At 70.1% G+C, this 18923-nt stretch carries 20 protein-coding genes; 7 read left to right on the forward strand and 13 right to left on the reverse strand.

The window, feature by feature from the left end; translation table 11 throughout:
• Positions 1–23: 23 nt before the first annotated feature.
• Entirely contained in the window at positions 24–1367 is a 1344-nt protein-coding gene (locus tag ACFVH2_RS07685; protein WP_378420111.1) for a wax ester/triacylglycerol synthase domain-containing protein, read from the forward strand.
• Between the two features lie 266 nt (positions 1368–1633).
• On the opposite strand, the gene ACFVH2_RS07690 is transcribed toward ACFVH2_RS07685, so the two are convergent.
• Entirely contained in the window at positions 1634–3271 is a 1638-nt protein-coding gene (locus ACFVH2_RS07690) for an amidohydrolase (protein WP_378420110.1), read from the reverse strand.
• 94 nt (positions 3272–3365) lie between these two features.
• On the reverse strand, positions 3366–5063 hold the full coding sequence (locus tag ACFVH2_RS07695; RefSeq protein ID WP_378420109.1) for a fumarate hydratase: 1698 nt from the start codon (positions 5061–5063) through the stop codon (positions 3366–3368).
• A gap of 219 nt (positions 5064–5282) precedes the next feature.
• On the opposite strand from ACFVH2_RS07695, the gene ACFVH2_RS07700 reads away from it, so the two are divergent.
• A complete protein-coding gene (locus tag ACFVH2_RS07700; protein ID WP_378420108.1) occupies positions 5283–6059 on the forward strand; it encodes a CPBP family intramembrane glutamic endopeptidase in 777 nt (258 codons plus the stop codon).
• 7 nt (positions 6060–6066) lie between these two features.
• A complete protein-coding gene (locus tag ACFVH2_RS07705) occupies positions 6067–7008 on the forward strand; it encodes an antibiotic biosynthesis monooxygenase (RefSeq protein WP_378420107.1) in 942 nt (313 codons plus the stop codon).
• A 21-nt stretch (positions 7009–7029) separates the two neighbouring features.
• Here the strand turns inward: ACFVH2_RS07705 and ACFVH2_RS07710 are convergent, their stop codons facing one another.
• The 3 genes from ACFVH2_RS07710 to ACFVH2_RS07720 form a co-directional block, all read right to left on the reverse strand.
• A complete protein-coding gene (locus tag ACFVH2_RS07710) occupies positions 7030–8166 on the reverse strand; it encodes an NADH:flavin oxidoreductase (RefSeq protein WP_378420106.1) in 1137 nt (378 codons plus the stop codon).
• 40 nt (positions 8167–8206) lie between these two features.
• Positions 8207–8572 carry a PLD nuclease N-terminal domain-containing protein gene (locus tag ACFVH2_RS07715; protein ID WP_378420105.1) on the reverse strand — a complete coding sequence of 122 codons (366 nt, stop codon included), beginning with the start codon at positions 8570–8572 and terminating at the stop codon, positions 8207–8209.
• Positions 8573–8734: 162 nt separating this feature from the next.
• Positions 8735–8962, reverse strand: coding sequence for a maltose regulon activator MalT (locus ACFVH2_RS07720; protein WP_378420104.1), 228 nt, complete (start codon positions 8960–8962; stop codon positions 8735–8737).
• A 220-nt stretch (positions 8963–9182) separates the two neighbouring features.
• Between ACFVH2_RS07720 and ACFVH2_RS07725 the strand changes: the two genes are divergently transcribed.
• Positions 9183–9917 carry a DUF1906 domain-containing protein gene (locus ACFVH2_RS07725; protein ID WP_378420103.1) on the forward strand — a complete coding sequence of 245 codons (735 nt, stop codon included), beginning with the start codon at positions 9183–9185 and terminating at the stop codon, positions 9915–9917.
• 45 nt (positions 9918–9962) lie between these two features.
• Here ACFVH2_RS07725 and ACFVH2_RS07730 read toward each other — a convergent pair whose 3' ends face one another.
• The 4 genes from ACFVH2_RS07730 to ACFVH2_RS07745 form a co-directional block, all read right to left on the reverse strand.
• Entirely contained in the window at positions 9963–10415 is a 453-nt protein-coding gene (locus ACFVH2_RS07730) for a hypothetical protein (protein ID WP_378420102.1), read from the reverse strand.
• A 243-nt stretch (positions 10416–10658) separates the two neighbouring features.
• The gene (locus ACFVH2_RS07735; RefSeq protein WP_378420520.1) at positions 10659–11186 is read right to left on the reverse strand and encodes a nuclear transport factor 2 family protein; all 528 of its coding nucleotides are present in this window, start codon (positions 11184–11186) and stop codon (positions 10659–10661) included.
• 56 nt (positions 11187–11242) lie between these two features.
• On the reverse strand, positions 11243–11620 hold the full coding sequence (locus ACFVH2_RS07740) for a hypothetical protein (RefSeq protein WP_378420101.1): 378 nt from the start codon (positions 11618–11620) through the stop codon (positions 11243–11245).
• Positions 11621–11674: 54 nt separating this feature from the next.
• Positions 11675–12466 (reverse strand): hypothetical protein, encoded by a 792-nt coding sequence (locus ACFVH2_RS07745; protein WP_378420100.1) that lies wholly within the window; start codon positions 12464–12466, stop codon positions 11675–11677.
• 347 nt (positions 12467–12813) lie between these two features.
• Here ACFVH2_RS07745 and ACFVH2_RS07750 point away from each other — a divergent pair, with 347 nt between their 5' ends.
• Complete coding sequence (locus ACFVH2_RS07750; RefSeq protein ID WP_378420099.1) at positions 12814–14079, forward strand: mannosyltransferase; 1266 nt, start codon at positions 12814–12816, stop codon at positions 14077–14079.
• Here the strand turns inward: ACFVH2_RS07750 and ACFVH2_RS07755 are convergent.
• Positions 14027–14311: a 4a-hydroxytetrahydrobiopterin dehydratase gene (locus tag ACFVH2_RS07755; protein ID WP_378420098.1), complete on the reverse strand. Its 285-nt coding sequence runs from the start codon at positions 14309–14311 to the stop codon at positions 14027–14029. The two genes, ACFVH2_RS07750 and ACFVH2_RS07755, sit on opposite strands and share 53 nt — an antisense overlap.
• A gap of 15 nt (positions 14312–14326) precedes the next feature.
• On the opposite strand from ACFVH2_RS07755, the gene ACFVH2_RS07760 reads away from it, so the two are divergent.
• Positions 14327–14746 (forward strand): (deoxy)nucleoside triphosphate pyrophosphohydrolase, encoded by a 420-nt coding sequence (locus ACFVH2_RS07760; protein WP_378420097.1) that lies wholly within the window; start codon positions 14327–14329, stop codon positions 14744–14746.
• Positions 14747–14776: 30 nt separating this feature from the next.
• On the opposite strand, the gene ACFVH2_RS07765 is transcribed toward ACFVH2_RS07760, so the two are convergent.
• The 3 genes from ACFVH2_RS07765 to ACFVH2_RS07775 all read right to left on the reverse strand — a co-directional run bounded on the left by ACFVH2_RS07765 (position 14777) and on the right by ACFVH2_RS07775 (position 17554).
• Positions 14777–15754, reverse strand: a complete 978-nt coding sequence (locus ACFVH2_RS07765; RefSeq protein WP_378420096.1) for a DUF389 domain-containing protein — start codon at positions 15752–15754, stop codon at positions 14777–14779.
• A gap of 134 nt (positions 15755–15888) precedes the next feature.
• The gene (locus tag ACFVH2_RS07770) at positions 15889–16065 is read right to left on the reverse strand and encodes a hypothetical protein (RefSeq protein ID WP_378420095.1); all 177 of its coding nucleotides are present in this window, start codon (positions 16063–16065) and stop codon (positions 15889–15891) included.
• Between the two features lie 76 nt (positions 16066–16141).
• Complete coding sequence (locus tag ACFVH2_RS07775; protein ID WP_378420094.1) at positions 16142–17554, reverse strand: FAD-binding oxidoreductase; 1413 nt, start codon at positions 17552–17554, stop codon at positions 16142–16144.
• A 113-nt stretch (positions 17555–17667) separates the two neighbouring features.
• Here ACFVH2_RS07775 and ACFVH2_RS07780 point away from each other — a divergent pair, with 113 nt between their 5' ends.
• Positions 17668–18792, forward strand: coding sequence for a helix-turn-helix transcriptional regulator (locus tag ACFVH2_RS07780; RefSeq protein ID WP_378420093.1), 1125 nt, complete (start codon positions 17668–17670; stop codon positions 18790–18792).
• Positions 18793–18923: the final 131 nt, after the last annotated feature.

The following is an 18923-nucleotide window of genomic DNA, read 5'->3' on the forward strand; positions in this document are numbered from 1 at the left end:
GCTATCTTCTGTCGGTGATGCGGATGTTCGCCCCAGATGCGCAGTCGTACTGGATCTCTCGCAAGATTCCCACCGACCAGTTCCTGCTCTACTGCTTCGCCGACCCGACCGACGGGCTCGACGAGATCCGCGCCGCCCTGCTCGGGCGGGCGGCGCTGATCCCCGACCTGCGTGTCAAGGTCGGCGAGATCCCGCTGCGTGCCGACTACCCGCACTGGGTGCCGATGGCCGTCGACGGCGGCCACGTCCGCGTGCACGGGTCCGGCCCGCGGTCCTGGGAGCGTTGCCGCGACGCCGTCGCCGGCCTGCTGACCAGCAGGCTGGATCCGTCCGAATCGCCTTGGCGCCTACACCTTTTCGGTCCCGTGCAGGGCGCTCCCCGCTGCGAGGAGGGCCCGGCGGTCGTCGCTGTGCTGCAGGTCGCGCACGCGCTGGCGGACGGCACCCGCGCCTCGGAGATCGCGCGGGCACTGTTCTCCGAAGAGGCCCCGGCGCCCACCGAGGACCGGCCGTGGCGACCGGCCCTCGCGTTCGCCGCGGCCGCCGCCCGACTGCCGGTCCAGGTCGCCCAGACGATCCGCCGCGCCGGGCCGGCGCACCGCACGCACCGGCAACTCGAACGCGACACCGAGGCCGGCCTCGTGCCCGCGAAGCCGCCGAGCCTGCCCAAGCTGTCCACCAACGCCAGGCCGAACGAGTACCGGACGATCCGAACCGTCGTCCTCGACGCCGCCGACCTGCGTGGGGCGGGAACGAGCGTCACCGTCGGTGCGATGACGGCGATCTCGCTGGCCCTGACCCGGTACCTGGGTCTGCACGGGATCGCGATCGAGGAGGGGCTGGCCGCCGAGGTGACCGTCGCCAAGTCCGGACCGGCGTTGGCGCGCAACCACTTCCGAAACCTCGCGGTCGACCTGTTCCCGGACGTCGAGGATCCGCGCGAACGGGCCGAGTCGATCGCGGAGTCGCTGCAGACGCGCCGCCTGCGCGGCGATCATCCGGCGCGCGAGGCGGAGGACCGCGCGATGGCCGCGATCCCCGCCGTGCTCGTGCGCCGCGGGGTCGAGCAGTTCGACTTCACCGCGGTCCCGGACACCGTCACCGGCCACACGGTCGTCTCGAGCGTCGCCCGCGGGCCCGCCGACCTGACGCTGGGCGGTGCCGCGGTGCGGTTCACCGCGGGCTTCCCGGCGCTGTCGCAGTTCATGGGACTGACCCACGGGGTGCACGGCATCGGCGACACGGTGACGCTCAGCATCGTGACCAGTCCGTCGGTGATGACCGACGTCGACACCTACGAGGACCTGCTCCGGGCGGCGGTGGCCGAGGTGAGGGACGCTGCGGCCGTCGGTCGGCCGGCCGAATGACGCGAGAGTGGTGGCAGACCCGCTGCAACACCTATACGCTGTGGCCTGCGCCGGGACAAAACCGGCAGCGACGCAGCAATCGAACGGAGTCACGACATGTCGACCTACATTTACGACGCCCTGGTTCCCTACGTCGGGGAGGCCACCGCCACTGACCTGGCGAGCCTGCTCGCCGTCGGGCCGTAGGCCGTCCGACAGCCGAGACGATCCGGACCGGAAGGGCCCGGTGGAGCAGCTGCTCCACCGGGCCCTTCCGCGTCCCGCCGCTACAGCTCGCCGAACACGGTCCGTCCCTCGAGCACGGTGGCTCGAACCTCGAGCCCGGCCAGGGCGTCCGGGTCGGTGTCGAGGGGATTTCCGGAGAGCACCACCAGATCCGCGTACGCGCCGGGGAACAGTGACCCGATGCTGTCCTCGTCGAAGAGCTGCCAGGCCGCATCCACGGTCTGCGCTCGCAGTGCCGCCGCGACCGGAATCCGCTCGTCCGGCGCGGCGACCCGGCCCGACGGGGTGCGCCGGGTGACCGCGTCGGCGATGTTGCGCAGCGGGTTCGCCGGGGTGACCGGTCCGTCGTTGTGGAACGAGAACCGTTGCCCGGCGGCCAGTGCCGAGCCCGCCGCGGCCCAGGACCCGCCGTGCTCGGGACCGAAGAGGTCGTCGACCAGCACGTCGCCCCAGTAGTGCAGGTGATCGACGAAGATGCTCACCGTCACGCCGAGGTCCGCCGCCCGCCGGAACTGGTCCGGCCGCATCGCGCCGACGTGCTCGAGTCGCAGCCGGTGGTCGGGGCGCGGGTGCTCGCCCAAAACCCGCTCCCAGGCGTCGAGCACCATGGTGATGGCCTCGTCGCCGTGCGCGTGGCACGCGAGCTGCCAGCCCTTCTCGAAGTACGCGGACGTGATGTCGTGGATCTGCTCGCCGGTGTAGTTCGCGTGGCCGTGGCTGCACGCGATGCCGAGCCCGCGGGTGGCCTCGGTGTCGAGGTAGGGGAATCGCGTCGCGATGTTGCCCACCCACGGCGAACCGTCCGACCACACCTTGATGCCGACCTGCCGGACCCGGTCGTCACCGTCGCCGGGCGAGGCCTCGCTCGTCAGGGCCGCCGTGGACATCTCGTAGAGGCGCAGCCGGGTGGTCAGGGCGCCGGACGCCGCGACCGCCGCGAGCGCGGGCCGCAGCCGCGGGTCGAACGACATCTCGGCGATCGTGGTGATGCCTGCCGCGTTCAGCCGCGCGCACTCGGCGGACAGCAGCTCGGCCAGGCCGTCCCCGGGAGTCAGCGCCGCACCCGCGACCGCGAACACCGCCGGCACCTCGAACGCGGAGCCGTCCAGCTCGCCCGACCCGTCCCGGCCGTAGGAGCCGCCCACCGGGTCGGGGGTGTCGCGGGTGATGCCGGCCCGGGCCGCGGCCGCCGAGTTGAAGTAGGCGACATGGCCGGAGTTGTGCAGGATCACCAACGGATGCCGTGGCGCGACGGAGTCCAGCCAGTCGAGCGTCGGGGCCGGAAGTCCCTTCTGCAGCAACGGGTCCCAGCCGTTCAGGGTGGCCCCGGCCGCGCCCCTCGCCGCCACCGTCTCGCGAACCGTGCGCACCACCGCGTCGGCGTCGGACACGGTGACCGGCCGAATGTCGGCGATGGCCGGGCCGAGGACGACCGCCTCTTCGAGCGGATGCCCGTGCGGCTCGATGAAGCCGGGCAGGACGCACGCGTCACCGAGGTCGACGGTCCTGGTGCCCGCGCCGATCAGCGGCTCGACGCTCGACCGGTCGCCGACGGCGGCGATCCGGCCGTCGCGGACCGCCAGCGCGTCGGCGCGGGGGAGTGCCTCGTGCATGGTGACGATGTCACCGAAGAGCACCAGGTCGGCGGGAGCGGGATGGCCGGGCGGAGGACTCTGCATCGCCCGATTCTGGCAGGGGAACCCGGGAAACCCCGGGAACACGAGAGGCCCGGCGGATTCGTTCGATCCGCCGGGCCTCTCGCGCTGTTCGGGCCTACAGGCCGGGGCGCTTGCCGATCGTCAGGGTGACCTCGCCGGTGTGCGCGAAGAAGTCGTTGCCCTTGTCGTCGACGACGATGAACGCCGGGAAGTCCTCGACGTCGATCTTCCAGACCGCCTCCATGCCGAGCTCCTCGTACTCGATGACCTCGACGTGCTTGATGCAGTCGAGCGCCAGGCGTGCCGCGGGGCCGCCGATCGAGCCGAGGTAGAAGCCGCCGTGCGTGTCGCAGGCGTCGGTGACCTGCTTTGACCGGTTGCCCTTGGCCAGCATGACCATCGAGCCGCCGGCCGCCTGGAACTGCTCCACGTAGGAGTCCATCCGGCCGGCGGTGGTGGGGCCGAACGAACCCGAGGCCATGCCGTCCGGGGTCTTCGCCGGACCGGCGTAGTACACCGGGTGGTCCTTGAGGTACTGCGGCATCTCCTCGCCGGCGTCCAGGCGCTCCTTGATCTTGGCGTGCGCGATGTCGCGCGCGACGACCAGCGGACCGGTCAGCGACAGCCGGGTCTTGACCGGGTGCTTGGACAGCTCGGCCAGGATCTCCGGCATCGGCTTGGTGAGGTCGATCTTCACCGCGGCGCCCTTGCCGGTGCCCGAGACGCCGGACGTCTCGGCGTCGAGCTGGCTGTCGGTGACCTCGGGCAGGAACCGGCCGGGGTTGAACTCGAGCTGCTCGAGGAAGACGCCCTCGGGGGTGATCTTCGCCTTGGCCTGGCGGTCCGCCGAGCAGGAGACGGCGATGGCGACGGGCAGGGAGGCGCCGTGCCGGGGGAGACGGATGACGCGGACGTCGTGGCAGAAGTACTTGCCGCCGAACTGCGCGCCGATGCCGATCTTCTGGGTGAGCTCGAAGACCTGCTTCTCGAGCTCGTGGTCGCGGAAGCCGCGGCCGGTGATCGCGCCCTCGGTGGGGAGCTCGTCCAGGTAGTGCGCCGACGCGTACTTGGCCGTCTTGAGTGCGAACTCGGCGGATGTGCCGCCCACGACGATCGCGAGGTGGTACGGCGGGCAGGCCGCGGTGCCCAGCGAGCGGATCTTGGCCTCGAGGAACTGCATCATCGAGTCCGGGTTCAGGATGGCCTTGGTCTCCTGGTACAGGTACGACTTGTTGGCCGATCCGCCGCCCTTGGCCATGAAGAGGAACTTGTAGGAGTTCTCGTGGCCCTTCGCGGTGTCCGCGTACAGCTCGATCTGCGCGGGCAAGTTGTTGCCCGTGTTCTTCTCCTCCCACATGGTGATGGGAGCGTTCTGCGAGTAGCGCAGGTTCAGGCGCGTGTACGCGTCGTACACGCCGCGGGCGATCGACTCCTCGTCGTCACCGGGGGTGAGCACCTGCTGGCCGCGCTTGCCCATCACGATCGCGGTCCCGGTGTCCTGGCACATGGGCAGGACACCCGCCGCGGAGATGTTCGCGTTCTTGAGCAGGTCCAGCGCGACGAACTTGTCGTTGTTCGACGCCTCGGGATCGTCGAGGATGCTCGCGACCTGCTTCAGGTGGTCGGTGCGCAGGTAGTGCGAGATGTCGTGCAGCGCGGTCTCGGTGAGAAGTCGCAGCGCCTCCGGCTCGACTTGCAGGAACGTCCGGCCGTCGGGTCCCTCGACGGTGGACACCCCCTCGGTGGTGAGCAGCCGGTACTCGGTGGGGTCGTCACCGATCGGCAGCAGGTCCTCGTAGAGGAAGTCGGCCATCGTCACATCTCCTGAACATGGGCGTGTGGAGTCCAGTTCAGGCTAAACGTGCGCATCGGCCGCGCCGAAGGCGGGGATCATACGGCCACCGGACCCGTCGTGGTGCGGCTCCGACGCGGGCGTTCTCCCGCAATCCGGTGTGACGGCAGTCACATTGGCTGCCGCGGCGATCCGTACACTGGTCGGGGTGGACCGAACAGGTGGGCAGGTGAAGCGCATATGAGCGTCGAGGCCGGATACGCGGACTCCGTCGTCGAGGTCGACCACCCCTCGGACGCGCCCCGCCCCCGACATCGGTTTCACGCCTACCTCGACGTCGCCGTCGTGGTGGTGGTGCTGGTCGGAACCAACCTCGTCGCGCACTTCACCAACGCCTGGGCCAGCGTCGCCACCGTGCCGATCGCGGCGGTCGTGCTCGTCGCGCTGACCAAGCGCCGCGGGCTCGGCTGGGCGGAACTCGGCCTGTCGCCGCGGCACTGGCGGAAGGGCTCGCTGTACGCCTTCGCGGCGGTCGGCGTCGTCCTCGCGGTGGTCGCGGTCGGGGTCGCACTCCCGATCACCCGGCAGTTCTTCATGGCCGACCGCTACGCCACCGTCTCCGGCGCGCTGATCGCCTCGATGATCGTGATCCCGCTGCAGACCGTGATCCCGGAGGAACTCGCGTTCCGCGGGGTGCTGCACGGAACCCTGGACCGCGCCTGGGGTGCGCGTGGGGTGTTCGCGGCGGGCTCGCTGCTGTTCGGGCTCTGGCACATCGCCTCGTCGCTCGGCCTCACCACCGGCAACAAGGGCCTGACCGGGATCCTCGGCGGAGGCGTCGCCGGGCAAGTGCTCGGGATCGCCGGCGCGGTCGCGGCCACCACCGCCGCGGGCTTCGTGTTCACCTGGCTGCGTCGGCGCAGCGGCAGCCTGCTCGCGCCGATCGCCCTGCACTGGTCGCTCAACGGTGTCGGCGCGCTGGCCGCCGCCCTCGTGTGGCACATGACGCTGAGCTGACGTCGAGATGACCGCCGCCGCGACAGCCGTGACGGTGTTTCACCGCGAGCCGGACGCGGTCACCTTCGTCGACTGGGCGGATCGGATGGGTGCGGCCGCCGCCCGGGCAGCCGGATTCGTCGAGGCGCGCGTCGCCGCGGACGAGGCGCGCGAACTCGACTGGGCGGTCTCGGTCACGTTCGACTCCGAGGAGAACCTGCAGCGGTGGCTGGACGACCCGGACCGCAGACGCCTGCTGGCCGAGGGGGTGGCCGTGGGCTGTCGCCGGACGAGCGCGGACCTCATCCTCGTCCAGGGCCACCTCCCGCCCGGCACGGCGGTCTTCGAGCATCCCGTCGCCCAAGGACGGGAGCCGCAGTTCGTGGCCGCGCAGGCGCGGCTCGCGGCGGTGGTCGCCGAGTTCCCCGGATTCGAGGGGTCCGCCGTGCTCGGTCCACGCGGACCGGGCCGCTGGTTCTCGGTGCTCCGCTTCCGCACCGACCGCCAGCTCGCGTCGTGGATGGAATCCCGCAGGCGCGCCGACGCGCTGCCGGAGCTCCGATCGGAGCTGACCGAGGACTTCGCGGTGATCGCGAGCAGCACGCCGTTCGGTTCGATCCTGCGGGTACAGGACGGCAGGGCCACGGTCACGCCGCGGTGGAAGACCGCGATGCTGGTCCTGCTCGTCCTGTACCCGACGGTGATGACCCTGTCTCGGTTCGTCACGCCGCACTTCGTCGACTGGGGCGCACCGCCCTGGCTGTCGACCTGGCTCGGCCAGCTCGTCAGCGTCGGACTCCTGACGTTCGCCCTGATGCCCGCGGTGACCGCGCGGTTCCGGCGTTGGCTCGACCCGGTGGACGGGGCGGACGCCCGGATCAGCCTCGCCGGCGCCGCGACCGTCCTGGTCCTCTACGCCGCGACGCTCGCCCTGTTCGGATCGGTGCGCTGGCTGCAGTTCTGGGACTAGCTCGCCGACGCCGGCGAGCGGTCAGTGCAGGACTTCGCGGTGCTCGTTGGCGTACGGAATGTGATCGTCCGTGCGGCCCGCCTGCAGCTTGCTCACCCAGTTCGGGTCGGCGAGCAGCGCGCGACCGACGGCGACCAGGTCGAACTCCCCATTCTCGAACTGCGCGAGCAGGCGGTCGACACCGACGGTGCCGGACGCCCCGTCGGCGGTGAACGCGGTGGTGAAGACCTTGTCGAGGCCGACCGAGCCGACCGTGATGGTGGGCAGCCCGGTGAGCTTCTTCGTCCACCCCGCCAGGCCGAGGTCCGCGTCGGCGCCGGTCAGGTCGGCGAACGCCGGCTCCCAGTGCCTGCGGGTGGACGCGTGCAGCACGTCGACGCCGGCGGCGACCAGCGGCGCCAGCACCTGCTCCAGTTCGGCGGGCGAGTCGGCGAGGCGCGCGTCGTAGTGGTTCGACTTCCACTGGGAGTAGCGGTACACGATGGCGAAGTCCTCGCCGACTGCCTCCCGGATGGCGGCGACCACCTCGGCGGGGAAGCGGGTCCGGGCCGCGAGCGTGCCGCCGTATCCGTCGGTGCGGACATTCGTCCGCGACCACAGGAACTCGTCGAGCAGGTAGCCGTGCGCACCGTGCAGTTCGATGCCGTCGAAGCCGACGTCCTTCGCGTTCACCGCGGCCGCCACCCAGGACTCGCGCAGGTCGTCGAGGTCGGCCGTGGTGAAGGCGCGGCCGAGGGGTGTGCCGTCGAGGGCGAGACCGGACGGGCTGACGGTGGGTGTGTCCGGATTCAGTCGCGGGCGGTCACCTCGTTCGACGCCGAGATGCCACAGCTGCGGGATGATCGAGCCGCCCTCGGCGTGCACGGCGTCGACGACCGCCTTCCAGCCGCGCAGGCTCTCGTCGCCGTAGAGCCGCGGCACCCGGGTGAGCGGCCCGGCGGCCGGGTCGGGGATGTAGGTGCCCTCGGTGATGACCAGCCCGACGCCGCCCGCCGCGCGTCGGCGGTAGTACTCGGCGACGTCGTCGCCGGGAATCCCGTCCGGGGAGAAGGCCCTGGTCATCGGGGCCATGGCGAATCGATTGTTCAGCTGGAGCGACTTGACGGCGAAAGGCTCGAAAAGTCCGTCGACGGGCAAGGGGATGCTGGGCTCGGTCATGACCTGAGGTAACTATGTGCAGGCGCACGTTATTCCGGGGTTACTCGTCTCCGGCCTCACGCGCGAGGCGCTGCTGCCGTGCGATCCGGCGCTGCTCCTCCGCGCGTTCGCGGCACTGCCGGAGGAAGGCCTCGTCGTCGTCGGGATTCTGTGCGATGTGCCGCCCCGGTCGTTCGTACTCGCCGAACGTGGACGGATGCGGACGCTGGTTCGGCGGGCGAACCGGACCCTCCGGACGGCCGAACACCAGCCAGAGGATCGAGCCGATCGTGGGGACCAGCAGCACGATCAGGATCCAGCCGATCCGGGGGATGTTGCGGACCTCCCAGTCCTGCCTGGTCAGCACGTCGACCAGGCAGAAGACCCACAGCAGCAGCGTGATCAGCCCGAATGCCATGTACGGCACGTGAAAATACCCTCCCCGCTAGTGCTGCGGCGCGCCCGATGCGCACCGCCGCCTACGGCGCCGCGCAGCCGAGACCGCGGCGTCGGCGACCCCCGCGGGAAGGGTACTCGGTGGGCCGCCGGGACGACGGCGAATTGTGAGCCTTGCTCAGGATGTGGGCGGTCAACCCTCGTCGAGGGCTACCCACTGCCCGAACGGCGGTGGTCCCTCGCCGTGCACCTTGATCCGGTGCTCTCCCTCGTCTCCGTGTTTGACGTGCATCCATTCGTAGCCGTGCAGGACGTGCTGTTCCGCCGCCGACGTGTCGGTGACGACGAGATCGCCGTTTGCCTGCTGCTCGAACGAGAATCGGCTCTCGGGTGCGATGACCCACCACGTTTCTTTGGCCATGACAGCCTCGTCCTCCTCGGGGAGGGAAGGGTGTGGATACCTCCCGAGACTACCGCCGATCGGTTCCGCGGTGTCCAGGCTCGATGAATACTGTTGTGACTGGTGGAGCCGGTGTGACTGGCGACACCAGAGTGACTGTGGTGAAATGCACGAAACCGTCAAGGCTACCGGCGACCGTGGTTTCGAATCGTCAGGCACACCGGTAGTCCGGCCATCGAAGATGCGAGGCAACGTGCAGGTTTCCCGTCGAGAACTCTTCAAGTACGCGGCCGTCGGTTCGGCGGCCCTCGGTGTCGCCGCGCTGGGGACGAATTCCCTTGCGCAGGCCGCGCCCAACCTCGGCACGCTGGTCGACTACGCGGGCGGTGTGCCCGATGCCGAGGCGATCAGGGCGGCCGGTCACGCGGGCGCGATCCGCTACGTCTCGGACCGCAGGCCCGACGCGAAGTGGATGACCGGCAAGCCGATGCTCGCCGACGAGGCGACCGCCCTCGCCGCGGCCGGGCTGGAGGTGGTCTCGTGCTACCAGTTCGGCAAGGGCAGCACGGCCGACTGGCGCGGAGGCCTCGAGGCGGGCAAGCGGCACGCGCAGCGCGGCCTCGAACTGCACCGGGCGGCGGGCGGTCCCGACGACAGCCCGATCTACGCCTCCATCGACGACAACCCGAGCGACGCCGACATCGAGCGGTTGATCGTGCCGTACCTGCAGGGTTGGGAGTCGGTTCTCGGGCACGCGAACACCGGCGTGTACGCGAACTCGCCGACCCTCGACGCCCTGGTCGACGAAGGCTTGGGGGCGTACTACTGGCAGCACAACTGGGGTACCCCCAAGGGATACGTGCATCCGTCCGCGCATCTGCACCAGTTCGAGATCGACAAGCGCGCCATCGACGGCGTCGGTGTCGACCTCAATGCGATCCTGCAGCCCCGGCACGGCCAGTGGTCACCGAGCTGAGGCCGCAGCGCTCCGTCCGGTGACCACCTGCGTGGGCGAGGCCGGTCAGCAGAGGGGCTTGGCGAGGTCGTAGATGTGCTGCGCCTGTTCCTGAGTCGCCGGCACGCCGTTGTTCCCGGCGCGGGTCTCGAGTCCGGTCACGACCTTGGCCTCGTCCTGGTTGGCGGCGATGTCCGCGCAGGTCTGGTTGAGGATGTCCGCGATCGCCGCGTCGTCGCGGCCCTCGGCGAGGCTGGGGAAGCCGGCCTTGAACGCAACGGTGAAGGTGGTCGTCTTGACGGTGTCCACCGCACCCTGGGCCTTGCTCATGGCGCTGCCCGCCGCGGCACTGGCCGAGGACACCGCTCCGCCGACGGCGTTCGCGGCCGAACTCATTGCGGCGGAAGCCTTGTCCTTGGCATTCGCGGTGGTGGTCGTGGTGTCGCTGCTGTTCGAACTGCAGCCTGCGACGGCGAGTGAAATGGCAGAGGCGGCGATTACTGCTGCTGCAATTTTCATAGTCGCCAAGCGTAGTCCCCGGCGGCCGACGAACGCGGGCATTCGTGCCGTAACGGCGCGGGTCCCGTTGTACGACGTACAGGACACGACAATCGATTCGATCGGGACGGAGAACGCCCATGAACGTGATCATCGACTTCCTCTACGCCGTGGCCTCGGACATCTACCAGGGCGTCTCGGCGGGGTCGACGGCACCGTCCACCCCGCCTCCGACGACGAAGCCCTGAGCGCCCTGCCGATCGGTCAGGCGCCGACCGCCGCCAGCCACTGCTTGGCCTCGTCCGGCAGCGCGCCCGCGGCCTCGGCGCTGCGGCACCACCGCTTGGCCATCTCGAGGAACTTCATCGGGTTGTAGACGTCCTCCTCGCACGACCACAGGCCGTTGCCCGCGTAGTGCAGGATGGTCAGGTTCGACGCGCCGTGCACGCTGCCGTCACCGGGATCCGGCATCGGGTTGTCGATCTCGCAGATCACCCAACCGCGCTCCTCGTCGACGGTGTACCAGAGCGCGGGGAATTCCGTCATGTGGCTGCCGGGGAATCGGGTCATCGTGCGGACGACCCACCTGCGGATCTCCTCGCGGCCGGAGAAGTTGCCGTAGGCGTGTTCGATGTAGGTCGCGTCCTCGGTGAACATGTCCGCGAAGAGGTTCCAGTCGCCGGTCCGCTTCGCCTCCACCACCGTGCGCTGGTAGCCCGCGAACGCCTCCTCGAGCTCCGCCCTGGTCCACCGACCGCTCTCGGTCGCCGTCGCCTTCTTGCCGTGGTCCAGCTCGGTCACGCTGCCTCCGTCGTGGGTTGTCGATACGTCGATCATGGTGTGCCGGGTCAGGTCTGAGTGTGTGCGGTGGGTGAGGTCGCCAGCTCCGGCTCCTCGGCCAGCACGTGCAGCGGTCGCTCGCTGCCACTGTCGCCGTCCGCCCGCCAGGACAGCACCGACCAGCGGGACAGGCCCGACAGCGCCGAGCCGAGGCTGCCGAACGAGCCGGTGGACAGCGCGGAACCGGCCGAGCCGATGGAGCCTATCGAGAGGATCGAGCCCACGCTGCCGATCGACAGGATCGAGTACGCCGAGCCGATGGACAGGATCGAACCCTCGGAGCGGATCGAGAGAATCGAGCGCCTGGCGTGGGTCGACTTCCAGGAGTGCTGCCGTCGGGAACTCTGGGGGTAGGCCATTCCCTGGTGTACCACAGGCCCGTACATGACAGAAGGGCTCCTCGCGCATCGCGAGGAGCCCTTCCGTCATGTACGGCTGCGTCAGGGGACGAAGACCGTCCCGACCGTCGGCAGGAAGCTGCAGGTGATCGGGGCTGCGCCCTCGGCCTGCGTGGTCAGTCCGCCCGAGATCACCGCGAGCACGCGGCCGTGGCCGGTGTCCGCGATCGCGGAGAGGGTCGCCGGACCGTCCGGGTTGATCCGCGAGGCGGTGGTCAGGGTCGCATTGCCGGACTTGCGGCTGTCGATGTTGACCCAGGAGACGGTCAGCGGGTTCGGCTGCTGCGCCGTGGCCGACTTGGTGCCCAGGGCGGTGAACACGAAGCCGGCCTGGCCGGCAGTGGGTCCGGGGGGCGGCAGGTGCGCCGGTCCGGGGACGGCGAGCGCGGTACCGATCGAATCGGAGGTCGGGCCGATGCAGCCCTTGCCGATGGTCGGGTACAGGAACTGCGCGATCACCGGGCCGTCCTTGGGCGGCAACGCCGGTCCGCCGCCACCGCTGCCGTCGAGGAAGGTGATGACCTTCTGCAGGGTCTCCTTCGTCTGCGGAGGCAGGTTGGAGGACTCGAGCAGCGCCTTGGCCTGCGCGAGCAGGTCGGCCTGCGGGCCGCCGGCGATGTTGGACGGCTGCGCGATGTCGAGCGGACCTGCCGCCGCGCCGAGGATCGCGGGCGCGAGAGACGCGAGTGCCTCGATGTCCAGCCCTGCGGGCAGTTGGATCGGGGCGGGTGCCGGTGCGGGCTGGGCGAGCGCGCCCGCCGGTACGGCGAGAGCTGCTGTGGCGGCAATCGCCAGCGCGGTGATCGTTCTGCGCGTTCGTCGCGTACGAAGCACGATGTCCCCATCCTTATGTTCTCGAGCGTCGGCTGGCCTGGCCGGCCACTCAGTGTCGAGGGGCCACTCTATGCAGGCCATCTGGCGTTGTACAGCGTTTGAAATGCCCGTCCCATGTGATGGTGATGGTCCAGGTGATTCGGGGCAGTCTATTCACACGCTGTGTGACCGATGGTTGCCCGGTGACAATAGCGTGGGACTGGAGTGAAGATTGAGATTGTTGATGCAACTGTTATGGATGTGAATTTGCCGGTTCGGGTCGTCCGGGGCCACTGACGTAGGCTCCGGGGATTGCAGGCTTCGGGTTCGCCCCGTCGGTCCACCTCACACGGGAGAACGCGAACACTGTGTCCGAGACGCCCTCCGCATCGGCGGTCCGAAGCCCTCGCACGGGTCCGCGCGCCGCGCGACTGCTGCGCCTGGCGCCGCTGCTACTCGCCGTCTCGGTGCTCGCCCGGATGGCGTGGGGTCTGCTGAGTCCCAACGGCATGAACCTGGTCGACCTGCACGTCTACGTGGACGGCTCGGCGGCCCTGCTGCGCGGCAACCTCTACGACTACACCTACTCGGAGTTCACCCCCGACTTCCCGCTGCCGTTCACCTATCCGCCGTTCGCGGCGCTGGTCTTCCTGCCCTTGCACTACCTCCCGTTCGGGCTGGTGGGGGTGTGTTGGCAGCTGCTCACCATCGGTGCGCTGTACCTGCTGGTCAAGATGAGCCTCGAGCTGTTGCTCGGCACCCGCGGCCTCGACCCGCGCTGGACCTCGATCGCGGTCGTCTGGACCGCCGTCGGTATGTGGACCGAACCGGTCCGGACCACGCTCGACTACGGCCAGGTCAACGTCTTCCTCGCGCTGGGTGCGATGGTCGCGGTGCGCAGCACTCGCTGGTGGGTCGCCGGCGGACTGGTGGGTTTCGTCGCGGGCATCAAGCTCACGCCGGCCATCACCGGCCTCTACTTCGTGCTCCGGCGACGGTGGAAGGCCGCGGTGTTCTCGGCGGTCGCGTTCGGACTCACGGTCGGCGTCAGCTATCTCCTGATCGGGTCCGAGGCGCGCCGCTACTTCGAGCACCTGCTCGGAGACGCCTCCCGGATCGGCCCGGTCGGGTCGGTGTGGAACCAGTCGGTGCGGGGCGCGCTGAGCCGCGTGGTCGGGCACGACGTGGACAGCGGACCGCTGTGGCTGACCGCGGTCGCGGTACTGGCGGTGCTCGCGTTCTTCGCGTGGCGCTCACTCGGCCCCGACGACCTGCTCGGCACGCTGCTCGTGGTCCAGATGCTGGGGCTGCTGATCTCGCCGATCTCGTGGTCGCATCACTGGGTGTGGTTGATCCCCATGCTGATCTGGCTGGTGCACGGGCCGCTGTCGGACCTGCTGGGTTCGCGGATCCTCGCGGGATGCTGGCTGGCGTCGATCCTGGTCGGTGTGCCCTGGGTGCTCAGCTTCTTCCAGGAGACGATCTGGCTGATCTCCCGTCCCGCGCTGCTCGCCTGGCTGGGCGCGGTCAACGTCGTGGGGGCGGTGGCCTTCTACGCATGGGTGATCTACGCCGGACGGCTCACCCGGCGAGCCGATCGATCTCCTGAGCCAGCGCCACGTCCAGTTCCGTGAGCCCGCCCTTGAAATGGGTGGAACAGGTGAACGTGACGGTTCGCCAACGGATGTCGATGTCCGGGTGGTGATTGCGGGCTTCGGCGGCCTCGGCGACGCGGTCGACGAGGGCGATGGCAGCGGGGAACGTGGGCAGCTCGACGGCCCGGACGATCTCCGAACCCACCCGCTGCCAGTCCGGCAGCCCGGCGAGTGCGGTGTCGACCTCGGCGTCGGTCAGCAACTCGACCATGACAATGATGGTCCCATGCGCAGGGGTGTGGGCGACAGTGCCGAGTTACGCGAGGTTGCCGCAGCCGCGATCGTTCACGCAGGTCGGCTGCTGCTGGCGCAGCGGGTCTCGCCGCCGGAGTTGGCCGGGTTGTGGGAGTTGCCGGGCGGCAAGATCGAGGCGGGGGAGATCCCGTCCGAGGGGTTGCGCCGGGAACTGCGCGAGGAGCTGGGGGTCGAGGCGATCGTCCGCGCCCGGGTCGGCGCCGACGTACCGCTGCCCGGCGCGATGGTGCTGCGGGCATACGTCGTCGAGCTCGAGTCCGGGACCCCGACGGCTCTCGAGCATGCTGCCGTGCGGTGGGTCGATGCCGCACAGTTGGCCGCGGCGCACCTCGTTCCCAATGACAAGGTGTGGCTGCCGGAGCTGACTGCGCTGCTGGACTCCTCGGTGTAGGACCGTCGGTGCCTTGCGACGATCGCGTGCCTACCGGCCGGACTCGACTCGCTGACCGACGGTGTACTGCACCACGACGGTCGGGTTCCAGGGCACGATTCCGTCGACCGTGCGCTGGAGGTCGTCGACGGGTGGTAGGTCGGCCGGGCTCGTGACGTCGACGACGACCGTGTCCGACTGGATCGAGACCGTGCCGACCTCGGCGGACGGCGTCCCGCTCAGCCACTGCTCCGCGGCAACCCGGACCTGGCTCGCCCAGAGACTCGAGAGCGAATTGAGCACCATCGGCACGATCACGACGACGAACGCCCCGGCGATGGCGAGGTAAGCGCGGGTGCGCCGGGTCCCGCCGGAGGTTTCGGCCGCATCACGCGCGTAGCCGGCGACCATCAGGACGGCGGTGCACGCGGTGACGAGGGCCAGCACGTTCGACAGGAACAGCACCATCGCCCCGGCGGCGAGGGACGGGGCACCCGACCCGAGGCAGACGCCGACCACTCCCAGGGGCGGCACGAGCGAGATGGCGATGGCCACGCCTGGGAGCACGTCGCCGACGTCGCGTCGGGCGATGGCGATCGACCCGGCGAACCCGGTCGCGATCGCGGCCAGCAGGTCCATCAGGGTCGGTGACGTGCGCCCCGTCACCTGTGAATTGGTCAGCACGTTGGTGGGATTCGGGAGAAACTGCGCGATCAGCGCACCGAGCGCGACGACGGCGACGGCGCTGACGAGGACGTACAGCATGCTCCGGCCCACCGCACCGGCCCGCCCGGTGACGATGCCGAGCCCGATGCCGAGGATCGGGGTCGACAGCGGGGCCACGATCATCGCTCCGATGACGGTGGCGGTGGAGTCGCTGACCACCCCGGCGACCGCGATCGTCGCCGACAACAGCAGCATGATCCAGAAGGCGGACCGCTTGGCGTGGACGTCGCCGGAGTCGAGGTCCAGGCGATCGCCCAGTTCCTCGAGGGTGCGACGCTGGTTGTCGGGTATCAGCGCGCTCATCGTGGTCTTCGATCGGATTCGAGACCCGCGGCCCGGGAGGCGGCGCGGTACGGGGCGGTCACGAGGTCAGCCTGCCGACCTCGTGACCGGTGCGCGTCATCCTCGGGGGATGAACCGCGTCCCCAGGGGTGGGATCAGGACGCGCGGGCCTTCGCGAGCCCCTTCTTCAGGTCCTTGCCCTTGACGCCCTCGTTCTCGAGCTTCTTCATCCGCATGATGACGACCGGGCACTTGAGACAGCGCTTCTTGCTGCGGCAGCACTTCTTCTTCGGCTTGAGGCCCGAGACCTTCTTCGCCTTGACCTTGCCCATCGGCGACCGGGCCCTTCTGCTTCGACGACCGGGGAGGCAATCCCCAGTCGAGGTTAGCGTGTCCTCAGCCGCAACCTCAGCGGCCGTGTACCGAATAGTTCCCGCGGACCGCGTACGACGGATCGACGGCTTCCTTGAGTCGGCGCAGCCGATCCAATGTGCACGAGTCGAAGGCACGCCCCAGCGACTCGCCCGGCCCGAGCATCGTCGGGACCGTCGGGCCCGCGGACCACGGTGCGAGCGCGTCGAACAGGCCCGACATCGCCCGAGTCGCGGCGGCGAGCAGGTCGGGCTGGGGAGCGACGGTCAGCGTCATCACCGCGAACTCCGCCCGGGTGCGTCGCAGATCGACCGCGCCGTCGCGCCCCGTCCGGGCCGGTCCGCCCAGATGCCGGAACTGGACCTGGGTGAGCGGGAGTGAACCGGCCGTGCCGGTCCGCTCGACCACCAAGTCGATCACGTCGTCGTCGAGCGCGGTGAGCATCATCGACGAGTGGAGGCCCGGCGACGGATCGGTCGGCTCCTCGCAGATCGCGCCGACGTCGCCGGGCTGCAGCGGGCGGGTCGTGTCGCGGAGCACCGTGCCCGCCGCGCGGATCGGCGCCAGGTGCGCCGAGTGCTCGAGGCCCGAGCCCAACAGCACCGTGTCGACGAAGCAGAAGGACTGCCCGCGAATCTCGTCGGGCAACTCCGGGATCGGCGGGAAGTGCATGATCGACGCCCACACCGACAGCTCGGCGGGCGCGGTCGCTGTCAGGGCGGCGACGGCACGCAGCACCGACGCGGCGTCGGTGGCGGGAAACGCCAGTCGTCCGCCGGTGATCTCGGGCGCGGGGAAGAGGTCGATCTCGACGGCGGTGACGATGCCGAACTCGCCGCCCCCGCCACGCAGCGCCCAGATCAGCTCGGGTGACTTGTCGTCGCTCACCCAGCGGTGCACACCCTGCGCGTCGACGAGTTCGACGGCGCTGAGCGACCCCGAGCCCGGGCCGAACGGGCGGGTGAACCAGGACAGTCCGCCGCCGAGACAGAAGCCGACGACTGAGACGTCGGGATTGGAGCCGATCAGCCCGGTCAGTCCGGTGCCGTCGAGTGCGGACTGCAGGGCGCCCCACTTCACGCCCGCACCGACCCGTGCGGTCCGTGCGGTCGCGTCGATCCAGATGTCGTCGAGGGCGCTCGTCCGGATCAGGAGGGTGTCGTCGAGCCGCTGGGTCGCGCCGTGGCCGCCCGGCTGTGCGGTCACCGGGACGTGGTTGTCGGCCGCGAAGCGGACGGACCTGACGATGTCGGCGGTGGTCGCGGCGGTCACGACCGCGGCGGGGCGCTGGGTGATGCTCACGTTCCACGCCTGTGTCACGGCTGGCCAGTCGGTGCTGTCGGGCAGGTCCAGCCGGCCGTCGAGAGCGGCGGCGAGCCGGTCCCACGGAACGGACGCGAGGCGGGCGCGGGAGCGGTGGGCATCGAGATCGATCGGTGTGGATGTCATGGTCGAAAGCCTGTGCGGCCGGACTCGCCGGGAACATCCCCCGGGGCGGGGTTTCCGGTACCCCAGGAGTCTGGGGTACCGGAAACGGCCGGGGCGCGGGAGAATTCGACGCCATGGCGACCATGCGCGCGGAAGCGGCCCGCACCCGGCTCGATGCGCTCTCCCGGGCCGGCCTGCCGTGGCAGGAGTTCGGGCACAGCGCGATGGAGGTGCTCACCAAGGCCGTGCCGTTCGACGCGGCGTGCTTCGGCACGCTGGATCCCGTCACCGCGATGGTCACCGGGTCGGTCAAGGCGGGACTCGACAACCCGTGCGAGGTCGAGTTCGCGCACCACGAGTACGTCGAGGACGACGTGAACCTGTTCAGCGACCTGGCCCGCCGCGACGTCGGCGCGAGCATCCTGCACGAGGCGACCGGTGGTGATCCGCGCCGCAGCTCTCGCTTCCGCGAGCTGTTCGAGCCGGTGTTCGATCTCGGTCACGAGATGCGGGCGACGATGCGCACCGGCGGAGACGTCTGGGGCGGGTTGGCGATCTACCGCAGGGCCGGCGGCAGCGGATTCAGCCCCGCCGAGGCCGGCTTCGTGGACGGCCTGTCGGGGATGCTGGCGGTCGGCGTGCGTGCCGGACTGATCGCCGACGCCGCGCCGGGGGCGGAGGTCGTCAGCGCGGAGGACGGGCCCGCGGTGCTCACCTTCGGCCACGACAACACCCTGTACCAGGCCACCCTGGCCGCGCAGGTCCGCGTGGAGGAACTGGGCGGGGACCTCTGGTCGGAGCTTCCGCAATCGGTGCTGGCGACGCTGTCGGGGGCGCGGGCGCTCGCCTCCGGACGGAACACCTCTGTGCCGCGTGTGCGGGTGCGGTCGCGGACCGGGCAGTGGCTCGCCGTGCACGCCGCCCCGCTCGCCGGGCGCGCCGGCCACCCGGCGCAGGTCGTGGTCACCATCGAGCCTGCCGGTGCCCCCGAAATCGTGCCACTGGTGGTGGCGGCGTTCGGGCTGACACCCAGGGAGCGGGACGTCGTGGACGGCGTACTGCGTGGGGCGAGCACTGCCGAGATCGCGAAGGCGCTGCACCTGTCCCCGTACACGGTGCAGGACCACCTCAAGGTCGTCTTCGACAAGGCCGGGGTCTCGAACCGCAAGGAGCTCACCGCACGGGTGTTCTTCGACCACTACGCGGCGCGCAAGGATTCCCGGTTGGGGCCGTCGGGTTGGTTTGTCTCGTCGCCGTGACGGTGGCAGTGGTGTAGATCACGATCCGCAGGTCAACGGTGCTGATTGCCGGTCGCGGGGCGAGAAGTGGCGACGAGGGCGGGTACTGTATTTGCTGGCCGCAGTCCCTGCGCCGGCGCACCGATCGTGAA

It is taken from the genome of Rhodococcus sp. NPDC127527 (assembly GCF_042672245.1).
Classification (GTDB): Bacteria; Actinomycetota; Actinomycetes; order Mycobacteriales; family Mycobacteriaceae; genus Rhodococcus_G.

Excerpts from the sequence above, each read along its gene's own strand:
- ACFVH2_RS07685 (WP_378420111.1), top strand. The coding sequence starts at position 24 with ATGTTCGCCCCAGATGCGCAGTCGTACTGGATCTCTCGCAAGATTCCC.
- ACFVH2_RS07690 (WP_378420110.1), bottom strand. The coding sequence starts at position 3,271 with ATGCAGAGTCCTCCGCCCGGCCATCCCGCTCCCGCCGACCTGGTGCTC.
- ACFVH2_RS07695 (WP_378420109.1), bottom strand. The coding sequence starts at position 5,063 with ATGGCCGACTTCCTCTACGAGGACCTGCTGCCGATCGGTGACGACCCC.
- ACFVH2_RS07700 (WP_378420108.1), top strand. The coding sequence starts at position 5,283 with ATGAGCGTCGAGGCCGGATACGCGGACTCCGTCGTCGAGGTCGACCAC.
- ACFVH2_RS07705 (WP_378420107.1), top strand. The coding sequence starts at position 6,067 with ATGACCGCCGCCGCGACAGCCGTGACGGTGTTTCACCGCGAGCCGGAC.
- ACFVH2_RS07710 (WP_378420106.1), bottom strand. The coding sequence starts at position 8,166 with ATGACCGAGCCCAGCATCCCCTTGCCCGTCGACGGACTTTTCGAGCCT.
- ACFVH2_RS07720 (WP_378420104.1), bottom strand. The coding sequence starts at position 8,962 with ATGGCCAAAGAAACGTGGTGGGTCATCGCACCCGAGAGCCGATTCTCG.
- ACFVH2_RS07725 (WP_378420103.1), top strand. The coding sequence starts at position 9,183 with ATGCGAGGCAACGTGCAGGTTTCCCGTCGAGAACTCTTCAAGTACGCG.
- ACFVH2_RS07730 (WP_378420102.1), bottom strand. The coding sequence starts at position 10,415 with ATGAAAATTGCAGCAGCAGTAATCGCCGCCTCTGCCATTTCACTCGCC.
- ACFVH2_RS07740 (WP_378420101.1), bottom strand. The coding sequence starts at position 11,620 with ATGTACGGGCCTGTGGTACACCAGGGAATGGCCTACCCCCAGAGTTCC.
- ACFVH2_RS07755 (WP_378420098.1), bottom strand. The coding sequence starts at position 14,311 with ATGGTCGAGTTGCTGACCGACGCCGAGGTCGACACCGCACTCGCCGGG.
- ACFVH2_RS07760 (WP_378420097.1), top strand. The coding sequence starts at position 14,327 with ATGCGCAGGGGTGTGGGCGACAGTGCCGAGTTACGCGAGGTTGCCGCA.
- ACFVH2_RS07765 (WP_378420096.1), bottom strand. The coding sequence starts at position 15,754 with ATGAGCGCGCTGATACCCGACAACCAGCGTCGCACCCTCGAGGAACTG.
- ACFVH2_RS07770 (WP_378420095.1), bottom strand. The coding sequence starts at position 16,065 with ATGGGCAAGGTCAAGGCGAAGAAGGTCTCGGGCCTCAAGCCGAAGAAG.
- ACFVH2_RS07775 (WP_378420094.1), bottom strand. The coding sequence starts at position 17,554 with ATGACATCCACACCGATCGATCTCGATGCCCACCGCTCCCGCGCCCGC.
- ACFVH2_RS07780 (WP_378420093.1), top strand. The coding sequence starts at position 17,668 with ATGGCGACCATGCGCGCGGAAGCGGCCCGCACCCGGCTCGATGCGCTC.